Origin of the sequence: Pseudoalteromonas sp. BSi20480 (genome assembly GCF_000241365.1) — a bacterium.
Lineage (GTDB): Bacteria > Pseudomonadota > Gammaproteobacteria > Enterobacterales > Alteromonadaceae > Pseudoalteromonas > Pseudoalteromonas marina.
Window position 1 is genome coordinate 1 of the sequence record NZ_BADX01000019.1, and the last position, 22646, is coordinate 22646.

At 40.5% G+C, this 22646-nt stretch carries 20 protein-coding genes; 6 read left to right on the forward strand and 14 right to left on the reverse strand.

Translation table 11 applies throughout. The annotated features are described in order from the left end of the window. Window positions 1-17: 17 nt before the first annotated feature. The 4 genes from P20480_RS15710 to mnmC form a co-directional block, all read right to left on the reverse strand. Window positions 18-1076: a hypothetical protein gene (locus P20480_RS15710; RefSeq protein ID WP_008126918.1), complete on the reverse strand. Its 1059-nt coding sequence runs from the start codon at window positions 1074-1076 to the stop codon at window positions 18-20. A gap of 469 nt (window positions 1077-1545) precedes the next feature. Then, window positions 1546-2181, reverse strand: a complete 636-nt coding sequence (locus P20480_RS15705) for an SDR family oxidoreductase (RefSeq protein ID WP_008126919.1) — start codon at window positions 2179-2181, stop codon at window positions 1546-1548. 172 nt (window positions 2182-2353) lie between these two features. Further along, on the reverse strand, window positions 2354-2683 hold the full coding sequence (locus P20480_RS15700; RefSeq protein ID WP_006793328.1) for a hypothetical protein: 330 nt from the start codon (window positions 2681-2683) through the stop codon (window positions 2354-2356). Between the two features lie 59 nt (window positions 2684-2742). Next, a complete protein-coding gene (gene mnmC, locus P20480_RS15695; protein WP_008126922.1) occupies window positions 2743-4752 on the reverse strand; it encodes a bifunctional tRNA (5-methylaminomethyl-2-thiouridine)(34)-methyltransferase MnmC2/FAD-dependent 5-carboxymethylaminomethyl-2-thiouridine(34) oxidoreductase MnmC1 in 2010 nt (669 codons plus the stop codon). Between the two features lie 178 nt (window positions 4753-4930). Between mnmC and fabB the strand changes: the two genes are divergently transcribed. Beyond that, the gene (fabB, locus tag P20480_RS15690) at window positions 4931-6142 is read left to right on the forward strand and encodes a beta-ketoacyl-ACP synthase I (RefSeq protein WP_008126923.1); all 1212 of its coding nucleotides are present in this window, start codon (window positions 4931-4933) and stop codon (window positions 6140-6142) included. Between the two features lie 71 nt (window positions 6143-6213). Here fabB and P20480_RS15685 read toward each other — a convergent pair whose 3' ends face one another. Beyond that, a complete protein-coding gene (locus P20480_RS15685; RefSeq protein ID WP_006793331.1) occupies window positions 6214-6582 on the reverse strand; it encodes a hypothetical protein in 369 nt (122 codons plus the stop codon). Between the two features lie 50 nt (window positions 6583-6632). On the opposite strand from P20480_RS15685, the gene P20480_RS15680 reads away from it, so the two are divergent. Next, window positions 6633-7178, forward strand: coding sequence for a GNAT family N-acetyltransferase (locus tag P20480_RS15680; protein ID WP_033024947.1), 546 nt, complete (start codon window positions 6633-6635; stop codon window positions 7176-7178). Window positions 7179-7317: 139 nt separating this feature from the next. Continuing rightward, on the forward strand, window positions 7318-8991 hold the full coding sequence (ggt, locus tag P20480_RS15675; protein WP_008126927.1) for a gamma-glutamyltransferase: 1674 nt from the start codon (window positions 7318-7320) through the stop codon (window positions 8989-8991). A gap of 64 nt (window positions 8992-9055) precedes the next feature. Here ggt and P20480_RS15670 read toward each other — a convergent pair whose 3' ends face one another. From P20480_RS15670 to P20480_RS15635, 8 genes are read right to left on the reverse strand one after another with little or no spacing between them, the layout of a single operon-like run. After that, window positions 9056-9808, reverse strand: coding sequence for a DUF3379 family protein (locus tag P20480_RS15670; RefSeq protein WP_008126928.1), 753 nt, complete (start codon window positions 9806-9808; stop codon window positions 9056-9058). Next, a complete protein-coding gene (locus tag P20480_RS15665; protein ID WP_021032391.1) occupies window positions 9808-10365 on the reverse strand; it encodes a sigma-70 family RNA polymerase sigma factor in 558 nt (185 codons plus the stop codon). The genes P20480_RS15670 and P20480_RS15665 overlap by 1 nt, the downstream gene beginning before the upstream one ends. Window positions 10366-10425: 60 nt before the next feature. After that, entirely contained in the window at window positions 10426-12081 is a 1656-nt protein-coding gene (locus P20480_RS15660; protein ID WP_008126929.1) for a BatD family protein, read from the reverse strand. Continuing rightward, entirely contained in the window at window positions 12075-13994 is a 1920-nt protein-coding gene (locus P20480_RS15655) for a VWA domain-containing protein (RefSeq protein WP_008126930.1), read from the reverse strand. The genes P20480_RS15660 and P20480_RS15655 overlap by 7 nt, the downstream gene beginning before the upstream one ends. Continuing rightward, a complete protein-coding gene (locus P20480_RS15650; protein WP_008126931.1) occupies window positions 13994-14980 on the reverse strand; it encodes a vWA domain-containing protein in 987 nt (328 codons plus the stop codon). Before P20480_RS15650 ends, P20480_RS15655 begins: the two co-directional genes overlap by 1 nt. Then, window positions 14973-15407, reverse strand: coding sequence for a DUF4381 domain-containing protein (locus P20480_RS15645; protein WP_008126932.1), 435 nt, complete (start codon window positions 15405-15407; stop codon window positions 14973-14975). Before P20480_RS15645 ends, P20480_RS15650 begins: the two co-directional genes overlap by 8 nt. A 3-nt stretch (window positions 15408-15410) precedes the next feature. Next, window positions 15411-16355: a DUF58 domain-containing protein gene (locus P20480_RS15640; protein ID WP_008126933.1), complete on the reverse strand. Its 945-nt coding sequence runs from the start codon at window positions 16353-16355 to the stop codon at window positions 15411-15413. 3 nt (window positions 16356-16358) lie between these two features. Then, complete coding sequence (locus P20480_RS15635; RefSeq protein ID WP_006793341.1) at window positions 16359-17315, reverse strand: AAA family ATPase; 957 nt, start codon at window positions 17313-17315, stop codon at window positions 16359-16361. 306 nt (window positions 17316-17621) lie between these two features. Here P20480_RS15635 and fadI point away from each other — a divergent pair, with 306 nt between their 5' ends. Together fadI and fadJ are read left to right on the forward strand one after the other, a co-directional pair. Then, complete coding sequence (fadI, locus tag P20480_RS15630; protein ID WP_006793342.1) at window positions 17622-18932, forward strand: acetyl-CoA C-acyltransferase FadI; 1311 nt, start codon at window positions 17622-17624, stop codon at window positions 18930-18932. Continuing rightward, window positions 18932-21151, forward strand: coding sequence for a fatty acid oxidation complex subunit alpha FadJ (fadJ, locus tag P20480_RS15625; RefSeq protein ID WP_008126935.1), 2220 nt, complete (start codon window positions 18932-18934; stop codon window positions 21149-21151). The genes fadI and fadJ overlap by 1 nt, the downstream gene beginning before the upstream one ends. 84 nt (window positions 21152-21235) lie before the next feature. Here fadJ and P20480_RS15620 read toward each other — a convergent pair whose 3' ends face one another. Then, the gene (locus P20480_RS15620; RefSeq protein WP_008126936.1) at window positions 21236-21631 is read right to left on the reverse strand and encodes an MmcQ/YjbR family DNA-binding protein; all 396 of its coding nucleotides are present in this window, start codon (window positions 21629-21631) and stop codon (window positions 21236-21238) included. Between the two features lie 193 nt (window positions 21632-21824). Here P20480_RS15620 and efpL point away from each other — a divergent pair, with 193 nt between their 5' ends. Beyond that, window positions 21825-22397: an elongation factor P-like protein EfpL gene (gene efpL, locus P20480_RS15615; RefSeq protein ID WP_006793345.1), complete on the forward strand. Its 573-nt coding sequence runs from the start codon at window positions 21825-21827 to the stop codon at window positions 22395-22397. The last annotated feature ends 249 nt before the right edge of the window (window positions 22398-22646 follow it).

Below are 22646 nucleotides of genomic sequence, written 5' to 3' on the forward strand. Positions count from 1 at the left end.
GTGGTTAATAAAAGCTATTATGATTCTCTTATTGTGCGTAGCTTCATTTTTATCACAATGATCATTAATATAAGTAGTGATAAAACACTAATTGATAGCGTTAAGTTAATTACGGCGTTGTTGGGCTGATTAACTTTAGGGTGTGCGTTGCCATTTTGCTGCTGCCTAATATAACGCTGGCTTATCCAGTCTACGGCGTTGATCCATTGTACTTTATTTGGATCTGTATTATTGAGTGTACTCATTGTATGTGCGTCATTATTTAAACTTTTTGCTAAATTAATGAGTTGCAACCAAAACGCATTTTTCTCACCTAAGTCGTCTATTTCTTGCAGGCGAAGGTTTAATTTTTCTCCTCCCATTTTTTCAATATTAGGCTGCTTTACACTGTCGGCATAGCTATTAATTAATAGAGAAAACCGATTGAACTGCTCGCTATCGTGGCTTTGCTGTGCATTATTATTGGCACTCAGATTCGTTTTTTGTTGATTACTAACTGCCTTTTGCTCAGTTATGTACTGTTTGTAATCTTGGTAGGTTAAGCCAATTATCGTGTTACTTTGTGATTCACTCATTGTATTTGAAAGCAAATTATAGCTAAGAGTAAGGCCCGTAATTGTCATAACTAACAGAGCTATATAGCAAAGATAGAGTAGGCTTTTTAGTGAAGAGCGCTGTAGCTTTACTTTGTCGTTTTTGTAACGCGTAATTATAGTTTGTATAGAATTAGTTTTTTTCTGCAGTAATGTACGTTTTGAATTAGACGTTTTATGTTCTTCTGCATCATCATGTTTTGTTAATTTTTTTAACGCTAAAGGATACTGCTTTGTTGTAAGAGCGGTAGATTGATGCAGTTCAACTCGTGTTATTAAGCCCATTTTTTTTAGTGACGATTCTGCTTTAACGGCTTCTATACTCGTTAGATCTTTTTTTAATGCGTAGGATTTACCATCAAACAACTTTATAGCAATAGTATGGGGAATATTTAAAAATTGGCTAAGTTGTTTTTGTACCAATGAAATATCGGCATGTTGCTGTAGTTGGCCATTAAAAATAATTTTAAATGTAGCGCTCACTTTAATTCCTTTGTTTTCATTTCCCTTAAGGAGCTTTTTTATCTATATACATAACATAAACTTAACAGATTAAGACTCTGTTTTCTATATTCCTCACTAATGATTTTTTATTAATAATTTAATGTGCTTAAACTTAATACAGTAAATGACTTTACGAGAGGAAAATTTGAAAGAAAGAGGGATAGTAGGTTACGTTTAGGTCACAGAACGCTGCTCACTAGGGGCTTATCGTCAAGGGATTCTATTGCTAATTTGTTAACTCTTATAGGCAATGCTTTGGTTTGCAGTTGTTGACGTGGTTAGAGGGTAAATTGTTTGGGGTCGCCTTATGGCTGTTGTGGCGTATCTAAATGATTTGTTCTTTTTGAATTAAATATTAGCAGCTTGTTTTGAGTGTCAGCTGTTTAGTTAACTTGCTAATAGTTGAAAGTGTTGCCCCATTAACGCTTTTGTTAATGGAGCACTTTGGCTATTTAACCGCAGATTTAATGGCAGTATCACCGTCAAAAAGTTCAAAAATACGGTTCTTTTCAAACGAATTGGTTGCGATATGCAGCAGTGCATTGGCTACATTTTCACGACTAATTTCAGCCTTATCTTGGTCATCAGGGCGCTGTGTTGTCACTTTCATTGATGCGCTTTCATTAGTGAGCGTACCCGGGCGAACAATGGTGTAATTTAAACCACTACTGGCAAGGTGTTCATCGGCCATATGCTTAGCAACTAAGTATGGTTTTAAATCACTTTCTATTGCGTCAGGGTTATCTGCACCTATTGAGCTGACCATAATAAAGTGCTTAACGTTATTGTTTTTTGCGTAATTAGCCGCTTTTGCTGCAGCCCATAGATCAATTAATAGTGTTTTGTCGTCGCCGGTGCTTCCACCAGAACCAGCCGCAAAAATTACTTGATCACAACCTTTAATAGCTTCACTAAAATCACCTTCTAAATCTTGCTCTACAATATTTAAAAACGGGCTTTCTAAATTACTTAGCTTAGTTTTATCACGAACAAGGGCGGTAACATTTTGTTCGTTCTTAAGTAATAACTCCGTTGTCATTTTACCAATTTGACCACTAGCGCCAATAATTAAGGTCTTACTCATAATTAACTCCTTTCACTTGTTAGTAAATGTATTTGCTTACAAGTAGACCTTGGGCTTAAAAATTGTTTTTAAAGGGCAAAAAGAGACATTAACGTATTAATTTTAAAAACATTTAATATAAAAAGAGTACCTTAACTGAGTATGAAAATGAGTAGTTATATTTGTGTTTTTTTTATAATATTTTTTCAATCATTATACTCACTTCGGTCACATAGTTACGGTGGTATAAGCTAATACGTACTTTACGATTTTGGTAATTGTAATAAAGGGTGCGGTAGTTTTCACTGCCGGTTATCTTCAATGGGTCACCTAATTGTTGCTGATAAAAGTCTGTAATGGAGGAAATAGACTGCGTTAAATACCCAGTTTTAACAAGTGGGTATTCATCTGTTACTTCCATAGTTGTTACAAACTCATCTGGCACTGCAATATCAATAACATTTATGGCAAGTGTTTTAAACGAGGTAAACAATAACAGCGATAGTATAATTAATTTTTTCATTGTGACTCTTTAAGTTCCTTTTATTGAGAACAGTTTACCCAAATAGTGGGCTTTGTCATTTATATTTTATTACGAATTAAATCTCTTACAATAAAGCGAGCGGGGTGTATAGCTTGGCTTACTCGCTCGCTGAGTGGGCGCGGCTCGTTTGCTAAGCAGCTAATAAAATGTTCAGCACACAGTGGTGCGCTGCACAAGGCACGAGCTCCAAAGCCCGTAAAAATATGTAGCCCTTGTTGAGGGTGATTGAGAGGCAAATATTGATAACGCTTACCCAACCTCAGGTTTGCAAATGCATTTGTATAATCGCTTTGTTCACACCATTGCCCAGCCATTGGCAAGTGGTCGATGAATGTGCATCTTACTGCTGCTTTTGCAGAGCTTACTTTTCCTAACGTTGTAGCAAAGTCGCTATGATCGTAAAAGTTTATGAGTTGAGCACGGTTAGTTTGGTTATCCTCATCTGAAACATGGCGGCTTTTACTGTTTTTATCAAATGTAGCGCCCATGCAATGATGGTCTAAATAAGCTGGTGTAAAGTAGCCTTTATGGCAAAGTACCGTTTTAAGCTTTCGAGATTCAGGACTTGCTTGAACATGCGATACTTGCCCGCGCACGCCTACAATAGGAAGTGATTTTGTTTGCTCAAATGTGTCGCTGTGCTCACCAGCGCAAATAATAACATCGCTAAATGGGCCAAACTGTTGATTATTGCTTGTTAAAACCCAGCCGTTTGCTGTTTTTTCTATGTTTACTATATTGCAATTAAAGTGGCTGTTGTGGGGTATTAGCTTATTGGCTGCGCCTAGCATTGCATTAACAAGTTGTGGTGGATTAACCCAGCCACCTTGTTCAAAATAAACACCGGGGTACCCAGTTTTAACGCCGGCTATTTCATCGCCTTGCTCTGCGGTTACGTTTTGCATAAGTTGCTTTGGCCAAAGTTGCTTTTGAGCAAGGTTTTTGTGTTTATCTGCAAGGGGCTTTTTTACAGCATGTTGCAAAACACCACACCATTGGTGATCAAAGCTAAATCCATCATTTAATAATTGCTGATAAACGCGCTTTGCGTATAAAAAACTATGCGCAAAAAGTTCACTATGGGGTGAATCTTTAGCTTGTAAATGAGGATACACCGCGCCTTGCACATTATGTGACGCACCCATGGCAGGCTGCGGGTCTTTGCAGAATAATTCAGCGTTTATACCGCGTTTAGCAAGGCTGTATAAAATACAACTACTGGCTATACCGCCGCCAATAATAGCAACATTATTAAGTTTACTATCGTCTTGATTAAAGTAAGGGGGGGCTGACTGAGCCGTGTTTGCATGAGGTATTTGGCCAATTAGCATGTCTCTTTTTTTGCCAAAGCCTTTGGTTTTAATTGTATCAAACCCGGCTTCTATTAAACCACGACGAACAAAACCTGCTGCTGTAAACGTAGCTAGAGTTGCCTTTGCTTTTGAAATGTCAGCCATGCTATTAAATAAGCTTTGCTGCCACATTTCAGGGTTTTTGCTTGGGGCAAACCCATCTAAATACCAGGCATCTACAATCCCTGTTTGTGGGTAGCTCATTGTATTAATAGACGCGAGTGCATCGCCAAAATGTAAGTCGAGGACAACACGTCCGTTGTCAAACTCAAGTCGGTGACACCCTTGTAAATTAATAGGGTAATTGTTGACGAGTTTTTCACTTAATTTTTGTAATGTAGGCCACGCTTGAAGCGCCTTGCTTAAATCGTTAACTTTTAATGGGTATTTTTCAAACGAAATAAAGTGAAGGCGCTTTACACCTTTATCTAATTGATTTTGTGATTGTTGACGTGCAATATGATCGTTAAAGTGTTGCCATGTATTCAAAAAATTTAACCCAGTACCAAATCCTGTCTCTGCTATTACAAAGTGGGGTTGGTCATGAGTTTGTAATCGAGTTTCTATATTATTTTGCTCATAAAACACATAATGCGATTCAGCAAGACCGTCGTCATTCGAAAAATAAATATCACCAAAGTCATCAGCAAATGGTGTACCTAAATCGTTAAAGTGTATATGTGCGTTTTTAATCATAATGTTTAAATTTACAAAATATATTTTTCATTATTTTACGGGTTTTCTTTGTAATAGTCTGGCGTTATTTATAAGCTAGCAGTTCAGAGTACAAGTGTACGCTAGAAAGCTGACCACTTAAGTGATTAAATTCGCGTAAAATAAAACGCAATTAAGTATTAAGCTAAGGGAATCACCCATGAGAAGAGCCGTAATTACCGGTATCGGTGTTGTATCAAGCATTGGTAACAACAAAGAAGAAGTTTTAGAGTCATTAAAAACAGGTAAAAGTGGTATCGCTTTCAACCAAGAGTTTGCTGACTACAACTTGCGCAGCAACGTATCAGGTAAAATTGATATAAACGTTAAAGACCATGTTGACCGCAAAGCAATGCGCTTTATGGGTGATGCTGCTGCGTACTCTTACATTTCGATGACTCAAGCAATTGAAGACTCAGGGTTATCAGAAGAGCAAGTGTCAAACGAGCGCACGGGTATTATAGTTGGCTCTGGTGGTGGTTCATCTAAATGGCAAGTAGAAGCCGCCGATATTTTACGTGAGAAAGGCGTAAAGCGTGTAGGCCCTTACATGGTGCCTCGCACTATGGCCAGTACAACTTCAGCATGTTTAGCGACTCCTTTTAAAATAAAAGGGGTTAATTATTCAATTAGTTCAGCATGTGCTACGTCGGCGCATTGTATTGGTAATGCGGTTGAACAAATTCAACTTGGCAAGCAAGACGTTGTGTTTGCTGGTGGCGGTGAAGAGCTTCACTGGACGCTTGCAATGGAATTTGACGCAATGGGTGCACTCTCTACTAAATACAACGAAACACCAGAAAAAGCATCGCGCACTTATGATGCTAACCGTGATGGTTTTGTTATTTCTGGCGGTGGTGGCATTGTAGTTGTAGAAGAGCTAGAGCATGCATTAGCACGCGGTGCACATATTTACGCTGAAATAGTTGGGTATGGTGCTACATCTGATGGATACGATATGGTTGCTCCATCGGGCGAGGGTGCTGCACGTTGTATGCGTCAAGCAATGCAAAATGTAGATAGCATTGATTATCTTAACACGCACGGCACATCAACACCTGTGGGTGATGTTAAAGAGCTTGGTGCAATTCAAGACGTATTTGGTGGTAACTCGCCCATGATCAGTGCGACTAAGGCAATGACGGGTCATGCTTTAGGGGCTGCCGGTGTGCATGAAGCTATTTTCTCTTTGTTAATGCTTGAGCATGGTTTTGTAGCACCGTCTATTAATGTTGATGAATTAGACGAGCAAGCTGAAGGTTTAGATATTGTTACTGAACGCAAAGATGTAGAGCTAAATACAGTGATGTCTAACAGCTTTGGCTTTGGTGGTACAAACGCCACTTTGGTAATGAGCAAATACAAAGCTTAATTACCTGCATTTGTTTTTTACGGTTAAAAAAAGGTAAGCCACAATGGCTTACCTTTTTATTATAAAGGGAGTTATTCCCCCTTACTGTGTTCTTCGCGAGCTTGCTCAATTTCGTCTGCAATTTCTTGGGCTTTTTGCTTGGTTTTTTCTGTTAATTCACCTGCGGCTTCTTTACTTTTTATCCATGCATCGATAGCAATTTCCTTTCCATCGTCGTACATATCTAAGCCCATGGCTTTGCTTTGTTGAAGTAACTCGTTTAACGACTCATCATTTTTAAGATCGTGTGTTGTTTCTTTTACTTCATTCCAGGCATCACCTAGTTTTTCTTGCATTTGAGCGCTTTTTTCTTTTGTTTCTTCTTTTACTTCTTTAGCGTCTTCACAACCGGTTAAAGTAATTAAAGTGCCTAATAATGCTAAACCTGCTAATTTGTTCATATGCTATCTCCTCAAGAGATTAATAGTTAATTCCAGATAATTATAGAGTAATGAAAATGAACGTTCCCGTAACAGAGCGGTTAAAGTTTAAATTAATGAACGAGCATGATTGGCAACAACTATATGAGCTTGATCAAGACCCTGCAGTAATGCAATTTTTAACGCGTGGTGTGCCTACAACTAAAAAACAAATTAGAGAAGAGGGGATACCGCGTATGCTTGCATACCGCAATGCTAAAAAGGGTTGGGGGCTTTGGTCTGTGACAACTAAAGACACCAATACATTTATTGGTTGGGTCCTTTTAAGACCTATGGATTTTTTTAGTGAACAGCCAAACTTTAGTGATATTGAAATTGGTTGGCGCTTTAAACAAATAAGCTGGGGACAAGGGTATGCAACTGAAGCCGCAAGAGCATTATGTGCAGAGCTCACCAAACAGCCCGATGTTAATTATATTAGTGCCAGTGCGTTAGCAGATAATATAAGCTCTATAAAAGTAATGAAAAAGCTTGAACTAACGTTTGTCAAATCTTACACGCATACTGATGAGCAGGGTGACTTACCTGCTGTTTTATATTCTAAGCGCCTAAAGTAAGACTAAAATCTGCACCCACAAGGATTGACCTAGCCATAAATGCTGTGCATAAATATGGGAAGGTTATACTGCTTATTATTTTTAACTTAACTTTTAAGTGAAACTTCCAACAACTAAAACAATAATTTAAGGACGTTATATGGGCTTATTTTTTTCGCCAACCAAGCTAGTGATAACGAGTGTACTTGTGTTTCAATTCAGTGCATTTCATGTAGCAGCCAAGCAAGTTGCGCAAAGTGCTGTTGCTATGCCTGACTCGTACAGTGCTGATACGGCTAAAAATATATTAGAGCTGGGCGGAAATGCCGTAGACGCAGCTATAGCAGCACAGTTTGTATTGGCTGTAACCCTGCCTGAAGCGGGTAACATTGGTGGCGGCGGATTTATGCTGATCCAAAAAGATGGCAAAAGTGATTTTATAGATTACCGAGAAACGGCTCCAAGCGATGCACACCGAGACATGTACTTAGACGAACAAGGCAATGTAATACCTAATAGATCTATTTATGGCATACACGCAAGTGGTGTACCTGGCAGTGTTGCTGGTATGTGGTTAGCTCATAAAAAACACGGTACGGTAGAGTGGAAAAAATTAGTACAACCTGCCGTTACTTTAGCTGAGCAAGGTTTTATTGTGCCACCAAAATTGGCGCAAGGGGTTAGTAATTACATAAGCTATTTAAACGAGCAACAAATAGATGTTAACTTCGAAAAATATTTTGCTGGTTTAAAAGCCAATGAAAAATTTGCACAACCTGAGCTGGCAAAAACATTAAAGCGAATTCGCGATGATGGGCAAGCTGGGTTTTATGAAGGCGAAACAGCCAATATTATCGAAAAATTTATGCGTAAGCATGGCGGTATTATTACCAAAGCTGATTTAAAAAATTATACGGCTAAGTCGCGCACACCATTAAAAGCAAGTTGGAACGGGTATGAAGTGCTTACTTCGCCGCCACCCAGTTCAGGCGGTATTGCAATTTTACAATGGCTAAAAATGTATGAACTGCAAAAACTAAATATCGAAGTGGCTCATAATTCGTCGTCTTACGTGCATTTGCTTTCTGAAATAGGTAAACGCGTGTTTGCAGACCGAGCAGAGTACTTAGGTGATCCTGACTTTTTTGATGTGCCAGTAAACGCATTAATCAATGAATTATATTTAAAAAAGCGTATGGCTGATATCTCATTAACAGCGATTTCAACAACCGAAAAAATAAAGCCCGGACTGAAAGAAAGCGAACAAACCACACATTTTTCTATTGTTGATAAAATGGGGAATGCCGTAGCAAATACCACAACTATAAACTTAGGGTTTGGTAGTGGGGTTGTAGTTGAAGGCGCCGGGTTTATTTTAAATGATGAAATGGACGACTTTAGCGCAAAACCGGGTGTTATGAATGCGTTTGGTGCGTTAGGTGGTAAAGCTAATGAAATACAGCCACATAAACGTATGCTTAGCTCCATGACACCGACCATTTTATTAAAGGATAACACAGTAAAAATGGTAACCGGCTCACCGGGTGGTACAACGATTATTAGCTCGGTTTACCAGTCAATTTTAAATGCAATAGAGTTTCATATGAGTGCAGAGCAGGTGGTTAACGTGCCTCGCTTTCATCATCAGCTGTGGCCTAAAAACGTTATACGTGTTCACGAAGGGTTAAATGATGCGGTAAAAGTAGAGCTTCAAAAAATGGGTTACACAATTGACGAGCGCCACTTTGGTGACATGCATGTCATTATAAATAGAGATGGGAAATTAGATGCTGCGTCTGAAAATTCAGGAAGAGGTAAATCAATCGTTTTTTAACTAATTAAAATTAGATTTATAAAACCGCTCAGTATGTACTAAGCGGTTTTTTATTTACTATGGCTTAGAGCCAGCGAATTGCGTTGGTTACTCGCTCGTTATAAGTATCTAATGGTGCACCTACACTCGCGACTAAAATGGTATCGGCCTGCGACCCGCGATTGATTTGGCCTTCAAAGCGCTCATCTTGGAAATGATCATCTCCCAAACCAAACGATTTATTTTCTGAAGGTACAATAAATACCGTCATTGGACCAAAGTCCGATTCAAAAATTAAATGTAAGCCTCTTTCCCCTTTAAAATCACAAAACATAGCGTAAGTTATATCGCCAGGAAGCTCATCTATGTGACCACCAAGTACTGCTAGTTTGTCATTGACACTTTGAAGGCTGATAGGGGATTTTTTATCAAGGGCATTTATTTCGTAGTACACATGCGCAAGTGCATGCTCGCCCGCTTCGTGGCCAATATGCTGCTCTGAGCTGAAAAAGAACGCACTCACTGCGACCATGAATGATGCCGCTAAGGCAAGGTGCACACGGTCAAACTTAAAACGCGATTTAGCGTCTACGACATTGGTGCCAGCAGCTTGCTCTTCTTGCAAGGCTTTTTCTTTTAACGATGTATTTAAAATAATACGATCAGCTAAGTTATCAGGCACAGGTATATCGAGTGCATCTTGAAGGTGTTGATCAAATTCTTTCATTTCGGTAATAAAACTTTGTCGCTCAGGGTTGCTCTGGGCAAACTCCATAAGTTCCTTATCTATATCGTTTGGTTGCGCAATAGTGCGGCGACGAAACTCAAGCTCATCCATTATTTTGATGCCCCTTTAAGTTGTTCATCATCACGGCTTAAAGCCTCTTTAAGTTGGTTTCTAGCACGGTATAAACGTGTCATTACCGTGTTTTTATTTAAATCGAGTATGTCGGCAATTTCCTCGCCGGTGCACCCCATTACGACCTGTAATAATAGTGGCTCTCTGTATTCGTCAGATAGCAATCCAATTTGTCGTTGAATAACGGTTTGCTCCATTTCATCATCAAGCGAGTGGCTGGTTTCATCAACTAGCGTATCGTTTTCTACATCACTGTAATCAAACTGTTTACGTTCAAATCGTCGTGCGTTTTCTCTGCGTAAAATAGTCAGTAACCACGGCTTTGCTGCTTTTTGATCGAGTAAAGAATCAAGTGAGCGCCAAGCGCGCAAAAATGTCTCTTGTACTAAATCATCAGCTATGTGCGGATCACGGCACAACCAGTATGCAAAGCGGTAAAGCTCTTTATTATAAACGTGAACTAAGGCTTCATAACGTTTTTGTTTCTCTGCCATATCGATTAAGACCTGATTATTTGATTTTTTATTTCCCAGCATAAGCACTTTTTTACTACTATATTTTTATTTAATGAAAAAAGACTCATACGTAACTTTATTTTAGCTATAAAGGTCTTTTAATACAGTTTGTTGCGAATTTGATGCTTGAGCTTGCTCACTCTCAAGTATTTTTATAATAGCACCAAGGTCACTGTTTGTAGCTTTATTTCCATACAATTGCGCTTGTAATTTAATTACCTCAGTACTCAACTGTGAGTTATTAATCTGTCGGCATAACTCATCAATAGCGCCGGTATCCTGTTTGGTTATTTGTACAGCGTAATTATTTAGCTCATTGTAAAAGGCCTTAACATCACCTGCTTTTTGTATGTTTAACAGCTTTTTTAAACTTGGCTGGCTGCGTGGAGTAGGTAAAGGCTTCACTTTTTCAATGGTATTTATATTAGAACGGGTAAACCAATAAAAAATTACAGTGCCAATCCATAAAATATAACCCAGTACAGCAACAGCAATAAGCCATAGTGGCGTGTAGCTGTGAGCAGTTTGCATTTGGATTGAGGTATCAGCGTCAGCTTTAGTTTCATCAACGGGTGTGTTCTCAATACTTTGCTCTGTATTTACAGGAGGATTAACAACGGTGCTGCTTGGCGTTACAGTAATTGTGCGCGCTGGGAGCGTGGCGAAACTAATACGGTTAATTTTAGTATTAAACCAAGGTAATTTAATTTCAGGTAAGGTGTAAGTGCCCGGTGTTTGTGGCAATAATGCATACGATGCAGTTTGTTGCGAAACAACACGCCCATTTCTTACTGCGTTGTTGTTCTCTTTTTGATCAGGGTAGCTACGGATCCCATTTATTGTTGGCATTTCTATATCTGGGAGTTGCTCTTTGGTTACGCCAAGCGCTGTAAGTGTAATTGTACGAGTTATAGGTGTACCTACTTCAATGGTGTCATCACTTGGTTGCCATTCTTCACCAAGGTTCACCAGCTCACTAGGCAGCCATGCACCGTTGTAATCACTGGGTATGGGTTTAATTTCTATCTGTTGGTCTTCGCCAATTGCAGATACTTCCAACTGGCGATAATTTTGTTGCACTCGGCCCTGAAATACGGGGGCAGCAATAGTATAAGGACCACTTTTTTGGGGTTGAATTAAATACTCCCGAGTAATAACCAGGTAGCGTTTACCATCAACTAATTCGTAACTTTCTGTCTGTTTACCTAGTTGTGTTAGCTGTGCATCTTCCATGCTCGGTGTACTTAAACTACCATCAAGTAACTCTTTAGCTAAGTATAGTTTTAGTGTGTAAACGCCTGCTTCTTGCACATAGAGTGAATTGCTAGAAAGTGATGTTTTTACAAAAATGTCGTTATTATTGTCAGCGTTTGCGGCACGTTTTGTCACGGTTAAATCAATTGGCTGCGAGCTTAATCCACTTACCGTAAATGAGGGGATAGTGTACTGCCCCTCGGTGCGGGTCATTAATTTAACGCTCCACGTAGTTTGTTTATTAATGCTACCGTTTATGATGTTAGTTCGCGTACTTAAACTTGTTGGGCCGACTACAAAATCTTTCAGCAGTACAGACGTATCGGGTTGTTCACCTTTCACGTTATCGTCTACTGATATATTGAGCATAAAAAACTCCCCCGCCAAAACAGGGTTTTTATCTACGCTCGCTTGAAGTTTTGTCGCTGCGAACGAGGGGATCGCGCATAGTAGCAATAAACAGCAAAATAATCGCATTACCATGATTTTTCTACTCCTGTAGGGCGGCGTTGATATTGTCTTTTTTGGGCTTCGAGTTGCATTTTATTCCGTAGTAAAATCGCCGGGTCGTCCGGTACTTTTCTGAGTAACTGATTAAGCTGCTGGGCTTTTTCTTTTTCTTCATTTGTAAGCTCACTGGCTTGTGCTTGCATTGCCTGTTGTTGCGCTTTTTGTTTTTGCTCGTCGCTAACGGGTTGCTCACTCATTGCTTGCGATTGGGGCTGTTGCTGATCAGACTGTTCAGCGTTTTTATTTTCGCTTTGTTCGCTTTGTGGTTGTGCTTGCATATCAGGTTTATTTTGCTCCTCTGATTGCTCACCGGTTTGACCTTGCTGATCTTCAGAGGGTTCAGACTCTTGCTCTGATTTTTCGCTCGCATCGCTCTGGCTCTGGTTTTCACCTTTTGCCGAGTCGTTTTGCTCATTATTTTGTTGCTCTTGCCCAGGTTGTTCGTTATTGGGTTGTTGGTTTTGATCGCCTTGTTGCTGGTTTTCTTGATTTTGAGATTCATCACCACTTTGTTCTTGCTGGTTTTGCTGGTTTTGCTGTTCTTGTTGATTCAACAGCTGCTCAACTAAGGCTTGGTTATCTGCGGCTTGACTAAAATCACTTTGCAGCGTTTGAGCTTGCTTATAGGCGTTTATGGCTTCTTCAAGTTTGCCCGCTTTGGCAAGTGCATTGCCATAGTTATAGTAACCTGTGGCGGACTTATCTTGACCAAATACATCTAAAGCGGCGTTATAATTGCCTTGTTTGTAAAGCGCTGCGCCTTTTAATTGGTTTGACTTCGCGTTAGCGGCTTTGTCGTATTCTTCATTTTTATAGGCGGTGAGAGCCCGTTGGTCTGTATTTTTTAATAGTGTAGGGAGCTCCAATGCATACGCGTTTTGCTGCGGTAAAAAGGTAAGCAACAAAACCGCGCCTAAAAAGGCAGAGCGCCTGAATAAATACAAACCAAATGGTAACAAGAGCAAAAGCCCGTAAATACCGGCGTCAATGCGCCACAGTGCTTGGCTTTGTGTTTCATCTTTTAATAACTCACTATTAGCCATTGGCGAAAAAGTATTTATGTCGCTATTACTTGGTTGATAGCGCGCAAATTTCCCGCCACTGCGCGTTGCTAAGCTTTTTAGTTGTGAAATATTTATAGTAGGGATGACAATTTGACCGTACCGGTCTTTTAAAAAACCACCTTCAGGTAACTTTATAGGCGCACCTTGCTCTGACCCTACACCATAAATGTTGAGTCTAAATGTCGTGTTATTTATAAAGCTTGTTACATCGCTTTGTTCTTCTTGTTCTATACCATCGGTTATTAAAATAATATCGCCATCAATATAACCTGCCTGATTTAATAACTCTTTTGCCATATCTAGGCCAGCTAAAACATTAGAGCCCTTGTCGGGCATTATGTCGGGGCTTAAGCTTGGAATTAAATTGCTGAGTGTTGTGGCATCATTGGTTAGTGGCGATATGGTATACGCAGTGCCAGCATAAGCAACTAGCGCGGTGTCACCTTCTTTAAAAAGCTCAATCATATCAAGGGATTTAAAACGAGCTTGCGTTAACCTGTTTGGTAAAATGTCGGTGCTGTACATTGAATAAGACATATCCATAACGATGACACGAGCACTTTTGCTTTGAAAAACGGGTACCTGTTTTTTTTCAAAGCTTGGGCCTGCACTGAATAAAACCCCTAAACTGCAAAATACAGCTATCAGCCAAAGTGGTTGGCTGGCTTTTGTGTTGGTATCACTGATGACAAATTGGGCTAAGTGCGGTGCAATTAATTGCACGTCTGTGGTTTTTTTGTGCTTAATTAACGCTACAAAAAATAGGCCAATTGCAGGTATAAGCAGCCATAAAATGGCAGGGCGAATAAATTCAAAATCCATTAGTTTGGCTCCTTTAATGCGCGCAATGTACTTAGCATCACGTTTAAGCTAATTAGTAAAATGGCAATAAGTAGCGGGTAATAAAATAATGAGCTTTGTGGGCGAAAGGTTTTTTCGTCCGCACTAATGGGCTCTAGCTTATCAAGCTCTGCGTAAATCTGTTTGAGGCCCGCTACATCCTTGGCTCTAAAGTAAAGGCCGCCGGTATCGTCAGCTATATTTTTTAGTAGGCGCTCATCTAAATTACTTCCGCCTGAGCCACCCATATTAAATAGGCTAAAACCACGTGGGTTATCAGAGCCGACACCTATGGTATAGACTTTAATGCCCTCTTCGCGGGCGAGTAATAATGCGTCGTCAGGGTTTAAGTTACCCGCGGTATTTTGACCGTCTGTTAATAGCACAACGATTCGGTTGCTGTCGTCTTTACTAGCAAAACGTTTCACTGATAAGCCAAGTGCGTCGCCAATAGCTGTCGCGCGTCCAACTAAACCTATTTGTGCTTCGTTAAGCATTTTAGTTACCGTTTTTAGATCGCGCGTTAAAGGTGTTTGTAAAAACGCCGTATCGCCAAACAAAATAAGTCCAAGTCTGTCACCAGTGCGTTGTTCTATAAAGTCGCTAAGTACTGCTTTTACCATTGTTAAGCGGTCAACATATTGACCATTGTAGGCCATATCCTGTTCGGTCATCGAGCCAGATAAATCCACCGCAAGCATGATATCTCGGCCTTCATTTGGCAACAAAATAGGCTCGTCTAACCACGTGGGGTTAGCAGCTGCGCTGACAAGTAATAACCAAAGTAGCCATTCAAATAACGATAAACGACGTGATCGAGGTTCAATACTTTGATTACTCAAGTTGTGCTGAGCAAACCCCGGAATTCGTAAGCGAGTATTGTTACTACTTGCTGCTGGCTTTAGTAATAAAAGCAGTAAAGGTAACGGAAGGAGCAAAAAAAGCCATGGCCAACTAAATTCAAACATATAGCGGCTCCTTTACTTTAAAGTTTTTGATTGCTTGTCGAAATTTTTCACTTAAATCGACATTGTTATTTTCGCTACTGTACAAGCTTAAAATTTCTTTCTCAGTAAACGTGAGTCCACTGAGTGTATTAAGCGTTTCACACCACTGCTTTGTAGGTTGTGTGGCAAGGTGCTTACCGTAATATTCAACAACCAGGCGTTTTAAAATAATATGTAAATGCTGAGGGTATTGCTCTTGTTGACTTAATGATACGGCATAACGTTTTGCTTTTTTAAATTGGTACGCTTTATAAATTGCATACACACCGGTTAAAAGCGCAATGCAAAGTAGAGCAATAATAACCCACCAAGCAGGGGCGAGTGGCCACCAATCAACTTGGTTAGGTGCTATTACATCGTGCAGGCCATCGAGTGGATTGGTTTGCATGGTTTATTTTCTCACAAGCTGCAGTTCAAGTGGTTCGGCTGCATTGAACGATATTAAATTAAGACCCGATTTAGTTAAGCGGGTCAGGCGCTTATTGAATGTATCTTCTGCATTTTTAGCAAAGCGCGCTCTAAAGGCATTATCCATTAGTGGCAAAGCAATATCTTGTCCATTTGTACTAACGCTTACAGTATTTTTATAAGCCGGTAATTGATGTTCAAATGGGTCGCTAATATGACAGCCAATAAGCTCACAATGACGGCTAAGTATTTCAAGCTGTTTGAAGCTTGCATCGTCAAGAGAACTAAAATCTGATACCAAATACACCAAGCTACCCGGCTTTGCCAAATGATTAAGGCGCTTTAGGTTATCACTAAAGTTATTGTGGGCTTTTGCATCAATTCCCCCAAGGGCTTGCTGGTGGTTAGCACATAAATTGTGGCAAAGCTTTAATACGGCTTTTTCTCGCGCGCTGGGTTTGAGCTCTAAATGAGCGTGCTGATTAAATACAATGCCGCCAATTCTGTCGCCACGCTGGCAGGCAGACCATGCAACTAAAGCACTAATGTGCGCAGCTTGCACTGACTTAAGCAGGAGCTTTGAGCCAAATAACATCGAGTTTGAAAAATCGGTAAATACAAATACAGGACGTTCTTTTTCTTCTTGAAAAAGTTTTGTATGGGTTTCGCCTGTACGCGCTGTAACTCGCCAGTCAATTGAACGAATGTCGTCACCTTGCTGGTAATGGCGAACTTCGGCAAATTCCATACCACGGCCTTTATGCGGTGCAAGATATTGCCCTGCTAAAGTATTTTTAATTTTAACCTTAGGAGCAAGCTCAAGCAGTTGCGCTTTGGCTTTGTAATACATCAGCTCTTTTAGTGCTAAATTAACACCGTGGCTATGGCTTTGTTTCAGCCATGCCTGAGGGTCTAATTGTTTATGCATAAATTAAGGTACAGCTACCAGTTCTACAATTCGGCTAATTACTTGGTCTTTTGTAATACCATCGGCTTGGGCTTCGTAGCTCAAAATAATGCGATGGCGTAGTACATTATGAACAACCGCTTGTATGTCGTCAGGGGCTACAAAGTCGCGGCCCTGTAACCATGCATGAGCACGTGCACATTTATCGAGCGCGATAGTGGCACGAGGGCTGGCGCCAAATTCAATCCAGCGGCCTAGTTGTTCATCTAATTGCGCGCCTTCTCGCGTAGCAATAATAAGTTGAACCAAATACTGCTCAAGAGGCTCGGCTAAGTACAAACCTAAAATTGCTTGGCGGGCAGCAAATAAATCGCTTTGGCTAATTTTTTGTAAAACAGCTTGTTGCTCTTTTAATGCTTCACCGCGCGTTAGGCGTAAAATGTCTAGCTCGTGCTCGGCGCCTGGGTAATCAATACTTAAATGCAGTAAAAAACGGTCAAGTTGTGCTTCTGGCAGCGGGTAGGTGCCTTCTTGCTCTAGCGGATTTTGAGTGGCCATTACTAAAAATAAGTCGCTAAGTGGGTAGGTGTTTTTTCCTACCGTAACTTGGCGCTCTGCCATGGCCTCTAGTAATGCTGATTGTACTTTTGCTGGGGCGCGGTTAATTTCATCAGCCAAAATAAGGTTATGAAATAAAGGGCCTTTCTCAAACACAAACTCGCTTGTTTGTTGGCGGTAAATATCGGTGCCAGTTACATCGGCTGGTAATAAATCGGGTGTAAACTGGACACGTTGAAACGAACCTTCAATCCCTTTTGCAAGCGCATTTACAGCGCGTGTTTTTGCAAGCCCTGGTGGGCCTTCAACTAATAAGTGGCCGTCAGCTAAAATAGCAATAAGTAGTGCTTGAGTAAGCTCTGGCTGGCCAATGATTTGTGTATCTAAGTACGTTTTTAATTGTGAAAATGCGTTAGCTGCCATAATAAGTGGACTGTCCTCGTCAGCTGGGTTAGTACCTAAATGGGTTAGGTTGCAAATACTGACCTATTTATAAGGTTTATAATAGGGTAACTCAAGAGTTAGACTGTATTTTTTAAAATAGTTCGTTATTTTTTAACGGTTTTTAGCGTACCACAAATCTTTGTAAATGCGTTTAAAAAAGCCTATTGTGTGATATGTAAACATGACTACTTTGTATAAATTTCAGTTTATCTATTGGCTTTAGCACACGGGTTGTTTAGAATCGAGGAAAACAAACAGGTCAGACCTGTCAGCGGGAGAGCATAAATGTCTGAGCAAAACATACTAAAAACACCAAAGGGTGATCGTATTGCCATTGTAAGTGGCCTTCGTACACCGTTTGCAAAACAAGCAACAGCATTCCACCATGTACCAGCACTTGATATGGGTAAATTAGTGGTTAACGAAATGCTTGAGCGATTAAATTTCGACAAGTCAGAAATCGATCAACTTGTATTTGGTCAAGTAGTACAAATGCCAGAAGCGCCAAATATTGCGCGTGAAATTGTACTTGGTACAGGCATGCCTGTTGGTGTTGATGCTTATTCTGTGTCACGTGCATGTGCTACAAGCTTTCAGGCAATTGCTAACGTAGCTGAGTCTATTATGGCGGGCTCTGTGAGTGTAGGTATTGCTGGTGGTGCCGATTCGTCGTCTGTATTACCTATTGGCGTAAGTAAAAAATTGGCCGGTAGCTTAGTTGATTTAAACAAAGCGCGTACTTTGGGTCAACGCTTGCAAATTTTTTCAAAGCTGCGCTTAAAAGACTTAATGCCAGTACCGCCTGCAGTTGCAGAGTACTCAACAGGCCTTTCAATGGGTCAAACTGCTGAGCAAATGGCTAAAACACATAATATTAGCCGTGAAGACCAAGATGCATTAGCGCATCGTTCACATTCACTTGCTACCCAAGCATGGGCTGATGGCAAGTTAAAAGATGAAGTAATGACGGCACATTTACCGCCATACAAAAGCTTTATTGAAGAAGATAACAATATTCGTAAAAATTCGACAGTTGAAGGTTACGCAAAGCTTAAGCCTGTGTTTGACCGTCAACATGGTTCGGTTACAGCCGCAAATGCAACACCACTTACAGATGGTGCCGCTGCGGTATTGATGATGAACGAAAGTAAAGCACGCGCGCTTGGTTACGAAATTTTAGGTTACGTACGTAGTTTTGCGTTTTCTGCCATTGGTGTGGAGCAAGACATGTTAATGGGTCCTGCGCATTCAACACCTATCGCACTAGACAGAGCGGGTATTACCCTTGCTGATTTAGATTTAATTGAAATGCATGAGGCATTTGCATCGCAAGCCCTTGCGAACATGAAGATGTTTGCTTCAGACAAGTTTGCGCAAGAAAAGCTAGGTCGTAGCAAAGCAATTGGCGAAATTAACATGGATAAGTTTAACGTGAATGGCGGCTCGCTTGCATATGGTCACCCATTTGCAGCAACAGGTGCTCGCTTAATTACACAAAGCTTAAACGAGCTTAAACGTCGTGGTGGCGGTTTAGCATTAACAACAGCATGTGCTGCTGGTGGTTTAGGTGCAGCCTTTGTATTGGAGAGCGCGTAATGACAGATTCAGTATTTAATTTAGCGGTAGATGAAAATAAAATTGCCGTTGTAACGATTGACGTGCCGGGTGAAAAAATGAATACCCTGCGTGACTCGTTTGCAGACGATTTAAAAGCATTACTTACGCAAGCACAAGAACATGCTGTTAAGGGCATGGTTTTTATCAGCGGTAAAAGCGATAACTTTATTGCAGGCGCTGACGTAAAGATGCTTGATAGCGTAGAAAAACGTGAAGATGCACTTGCTATTAGCGAGCTGTGTCATCAAGCTTTTTTTGATATGAAAAAACTACCATACACTACAGTAAGTGCCATTCATGGCGCTGCGCTTGGTGGTGGTTTAGAGTTTGCATTAGCGTGTGATTACCGTGTTGGTACAGATAGCGATTTAACTAAAATTGGCCTACCTGAGGTTCAACTAGGTTTATTACCTGGAGGCGGTGGTACGCAGCGTTTAACTAAAATAGTGGGTATTCAAAAAGCACTTGAATGGATGCTTACTGGTAAGCAAATTCGTCCTAAGCAGGCAAAAAAAGCCGGTGTTTTAGATGATTGCGTACCGCAAAGCGTGCTTTTAAAAGTGGCAAAAGAGTTTGCTGCCAAGAAAAAGCCTCAAGCTAAAGAGCCAAAGCTCGATAAAGTAAGCAAGCTATTAGAGTCAAACCCATTTGGTCGTAACTTTATCTTTAAAAAAGCAAAAGAAAACGTACTGAAAAAAACGGGCGGCCATTACCCAGCGCCATTGGCTATTATAAAAGCAGTACGAGCGAGCGTTGAGCTTGATGAGCTTAAAGCATATAAAACCGAAGCAGAAGGGTTTGCAACGCTTGTTATGAGTGAGCAATCTAAAGCGCTTCGTGGTTTATTTTTTGCAACCACCGAAATGAAAAAAGAGTGGCGCAACGATGACGCGCCAGCAGTGACTAAAACTGCCGTGTTAGGTGGCGGGCTGATGGGCGCTGGTATTGCCCATGTAAGTGCTGTAAAAGCGAAAGTGCCTGTTCGTATTAAAGATGTCGCAGAGCAAGGCATTAGCAATGCGATGAACTACACCTACAAAATTCTTGATAAGCGCCTTAAGCGCCGCATTATGTCTAAAGCAGATATGCAGTTAACAATGAACCGTATCACCGGTACAACTGACTACAGTGGCTTTAAACACATTGATTTAGTTATTGAAGCGGTATTTGAAGACTTAGCACTTAAGCAAGGTATGGTTGCAGACGTAGAACAGCAATGCCAAGAGAATACAATTTTTGCGAGTAATACGTCATCGTTGCCTATTTCTCAGATTGCGGCAAATGCTACACGTCCTGAAAACGTAATTGGCTTGCATTATTTCTCTCCAGTAGAAAAAATGCCACTGGTTGAAATTATTCCGCACGAAGGTACGTCTCAAGAGACAATCGCACGTGTTGTTAATTTTGCCCGTAAGCAGGGTAAAACGCCAATTGTTGTTAAAGACATGGCAGGTTTTTACGTAAACCGCATACTTGCACCTTACTTAAATGAAGCGGCTAACTTAATGCTTGCTGGTGAGCCAATTGAAAAAATTGATGCAGCCCTTGTAGAGTTTGGTTTTCCAGTAGGTCCGCTTGCATTACTTGACGAAGTAGGTATTGATATTGGCTCTAAGATCGCACCTATTCTTGAAAAAGAATTGGGAGAGCGCTTTAAAGGACCTGATGCCTTTTCACGTATGATTGATTCAAAACGCCTTGGCCGTAAAACGGGTCGTGGTTTTTATGATTACGAGAAAAAAGGCAAAAAAGTTGACGAGTCAGTGTACGAGTTGCTGGGTGTAACGCCTAATTCACGTTTAAACAAAAGTGAAATTGCTCAGCGTTGTGTAGCGCAAATGCTTAATGAAGCTGCGCGTTGTTTAGATGAGGGCATTATTGCAAGCCCACGTGATGGTGATATTGGCGCTATTTTTGGTATTGGCTTCCCGCCATTCCTCGGTGGTCCATTTAGCTACATGGATAAACTCGGTACGAGCAAAGTAAGTTCGGATATGTCTACGCTTGCTAATAGCAACGCTATATTTGCACCCTGTGAGTCATTAGTATCAATGGCTGAGTCAGGTGAAACGTTTTATGGCGAAAAGCCAACACAAAACGAAACCGTTGCTGAAGTAGTAAAGCTAGAAACATCAGAGCAAGAAGCAGACGTTGTGCCTGAAGAGCAATCAGACGTTGCTAAAGATGACACTAAATAACGTTTAACACGTATTAAAAAACCGCATTTTAGATGCGGTTTTTTTGTGTCCTAACTAGGCTAAGTAACAGGCTTATAAGTAAGCTTAATCAGCATTTAAATGTTGCGCTATCATGCTACGGTCTTTTTCAGGCATGTTTTCCACGACTAAATTAAACGAATTATCAATCATGCGTTCAATTTCACCTTGGGGGATTGAACCGTCTAAAATAACCGTATTCCATAAACGCTTATTCATGTGGTAGCCGGGGATAACCGCGGGGAAAATATCGCGTAACGAAAGTGCCTCATCGGGATCGCACTTTAAATTAAGCCACCAAATTACTTCACCGTTTTCGTTTGTTTCACCATCGTTACCAACAGCAAGCGTGGCGAACATTTTATGATTCACTTTATAGACATCAACCTCTTGAGCAAATGGTTTTGTAACCAACACAAGCGGCTTTTTGATTAAATACTCATGTACTTTTATTTGATCCATGATCCATTCCTTGAAGTCATACTAGGTAGATACACCATAGCAGTTTTTTAATGAATTGATTATATGTATTTTAGTATAAATATAGATTTTACAAGTCAATACAAGGTATAAGCCGTTTTAGCTCACTTTATTGTTGAACAAAGTTCAGTTCGTGGTATGTTTCTGGCAATTAAAAAAATAATAGGATTTACACATGCCAAAGGCGAGTGAAGTAAAAAAAGGCACAGCTATTGAGTTTAATGGTCGTGTATTAGTAGTAAAAGATATTGTGCGCTCTGTTCCTCAAGGCCGTGCTGGTGGAAGCTTATACCGTATGCGTTTATACGATGTAGTAACCGGTGGAAAGGTTGATGAAACGTTTAAAGACAGCGATATGCTAACGCTTGCTGACTTAATTCGTCGTGAGGCTATGCTGTCGTACATAGATGGCGACGAATACGTGTTTATGGATAGCGAAGACTACACGCCATATAACTTGAATAAAGATGCTATTAGTGAAGAAATTTTGTTCATCAATGAAGAAACTCAAGGGGTGCACGTTATTGTCATTGATGGAGCGCCAGTAGGGCTCGATTTACCTTCAAGCGTTGAGCTTGTTGTTGAAGAAACTGATCCATCTATTAAGGGCGCTTCAGCCAGTGCTCGTTCAAAACCAGCACGCATGTCTACTGGTTTGAATATATCTGTTCCTGAGCATATTTCAACGGGCGATCGCATTCGTATCAATACGGTTGAAAACAAATTTATGGGGCGTGCTGAAAAGTAGCGCTCATCAAATTATTAATTAAAAAGCTGCGGTTTAGCTAGGGTCTGTTGATCCTTCAAGGTTAAATTTGCAGCTGTCTGTTTGGTATGTAGGTAAGGCAGAGCCTATGTAGTGTGGTTATACCCATCAACTGGCGATAACGTCGCGTTAATACTAAACAGCTGCAGCCCAAAGGGTTCTTCCTAAGGGCTATTAACTCTTTGTTACTCAGTTTTTACTTAATCTACTAGGTTACAAACCTCGCGCCGC

What these genes read in the sequence shown, in the direction of transcription:
- P20480_RS15645 (WP_008126932.1), bottom strand. Translation starts at nt 15,407, where the DNA reads ATGCAAACCAATCCACTCGATGGCCTGCACGATGTAATAGCACCTAAC.
- P20480_RS15650 (WP_008126931.1), bottom strand. Translation starts at nt 14,980, where the DNA reads ATGTTTGAATTTAGTTGGCCATGGCTTTTTTTGCTCCTTCCGTTACCT.
- P20480_RS15655 (WP_008126930.1), bottom strand. Translation starts at nt 13,994, where the DNA reads ATGGATTTTGAATTTATTCGCCCTGCCATTTTATGGCTGCTTATACCT.
- mnmC (WP_008126922.1), bottom strand. Translation starts at nt 4,752, where the DNA reads ATGATTAAAAACGCACATATACACTTTAACGATTTAGGTACACCATTT.
- P20480_RS15670 (WP_008126928.1), bottom strand. Translation starts at nt 9,808, where the DNA reads ATGGATGAGCTTGAGTTTCGTCGCCGCACTATTGCGCAACCAAACGAT.
- P20480_RS15640 (WP_008126933.1), bottom strand. Translation starts at nt 16,355, where the DNA reads ATGCATAAACAATTAGACCCTCAGGCATGGCTGAAACAAAGCCATAGC.
- P20480_RS15620 (WP_008126936.1), bottom strand. Translation starts at nt 21,631, where the DNA reads ATGGATCAAATAAAAGTACATGAGTATTTAATCAAAAAGCCGCTTGTG.
- P20480_RS15680 (WP_033024947.1), top strand. Translation starts at nt 6,633, where the DNA reads ATGAAAATGAACGTTCCCGTAACAGAGCGGTTAAAGTTTAAATTAATG.
- efpL (WP_006793345.1), top strand. Translation starts at nt 21,825, where the DNA reads ATGCCAAAGGCGAGTGAAGTAAAAAAAGGCACAGCTATTGAGTTTAAT.
- P20480_RS15635 (WP_006793341.1), bottom strand. Translation starts at nt 17,315, where the DNA reads ATGGCAGCTAACGCATTTTCACAATTAAAAACGTACTTAGATACACAA.
- fadJ (WP_008126935.1), top strand. Translation starts at nt 18,932, where the DNA reads ATGACAGATTCAGTATTTAATTTAGCGGTAGATGAAAATAAAATTGCC.
- P20480_RS15665 (WP_021032391.1), bottom strand. Translation starts at nt 10,365, where the DNA reads ATGCTGGGAAATAAAAAATCAAATAATCAGGTCTTAATCGATATGGCA.
- P20480_RS15685 (WP_006793331.1), bottom strand. Translation starts at nt 6,582, where the DNA reads ATGAACAAATTAGCAGGTTTAGCATTATTAGGCACTTTAATTACTTTA.
- fadI (WP_006793342.1), top strand. Translation starts at nt 17,622, where the DNA reads ATGTCTGAGCAAAACATACTAAAAACACCAAAGGGTGATCGTATTGCC.
- P20480_RS15660 (WP_008126929.1), bottom strand. Translation starts at nt 12,081, where the DNA reads ATGGTAATGCGATTATTTTGCTGTTTATTGCTACTATGCGCGATCCCC.
- ggt (WP_008126927.1), top strand. Translation starts at nt 7,318, where the DNA reads ATGGGCTTATTTTTTTCGCCAACCAAGCTAGTGATAACGAGTGTACTT.
- fabB (WP_008126923.1), top strand. Translation starts at nt 4,931, where the DNA reads ATGAGAAGAGCCGTAATTACCGGTATCGGTGTTGTATCAAGCATTGGT.
- P20480_RS15700 (WP_006793328.1), bottom strand. Translation starts at nt 2,683, where the DNA reads ATGAAAAAATTAATTATACTATCGCTGTTATTGTTTACCTCGTTTAAA.
- P20480_RS15705 (WP_008126919.1), bottom strand. Translation starts at nt 2,181, where the DNA reads ATGAGTAAGACCTTAATTATTGGCGCTAGTGGTCAAATTGGTAAAATG.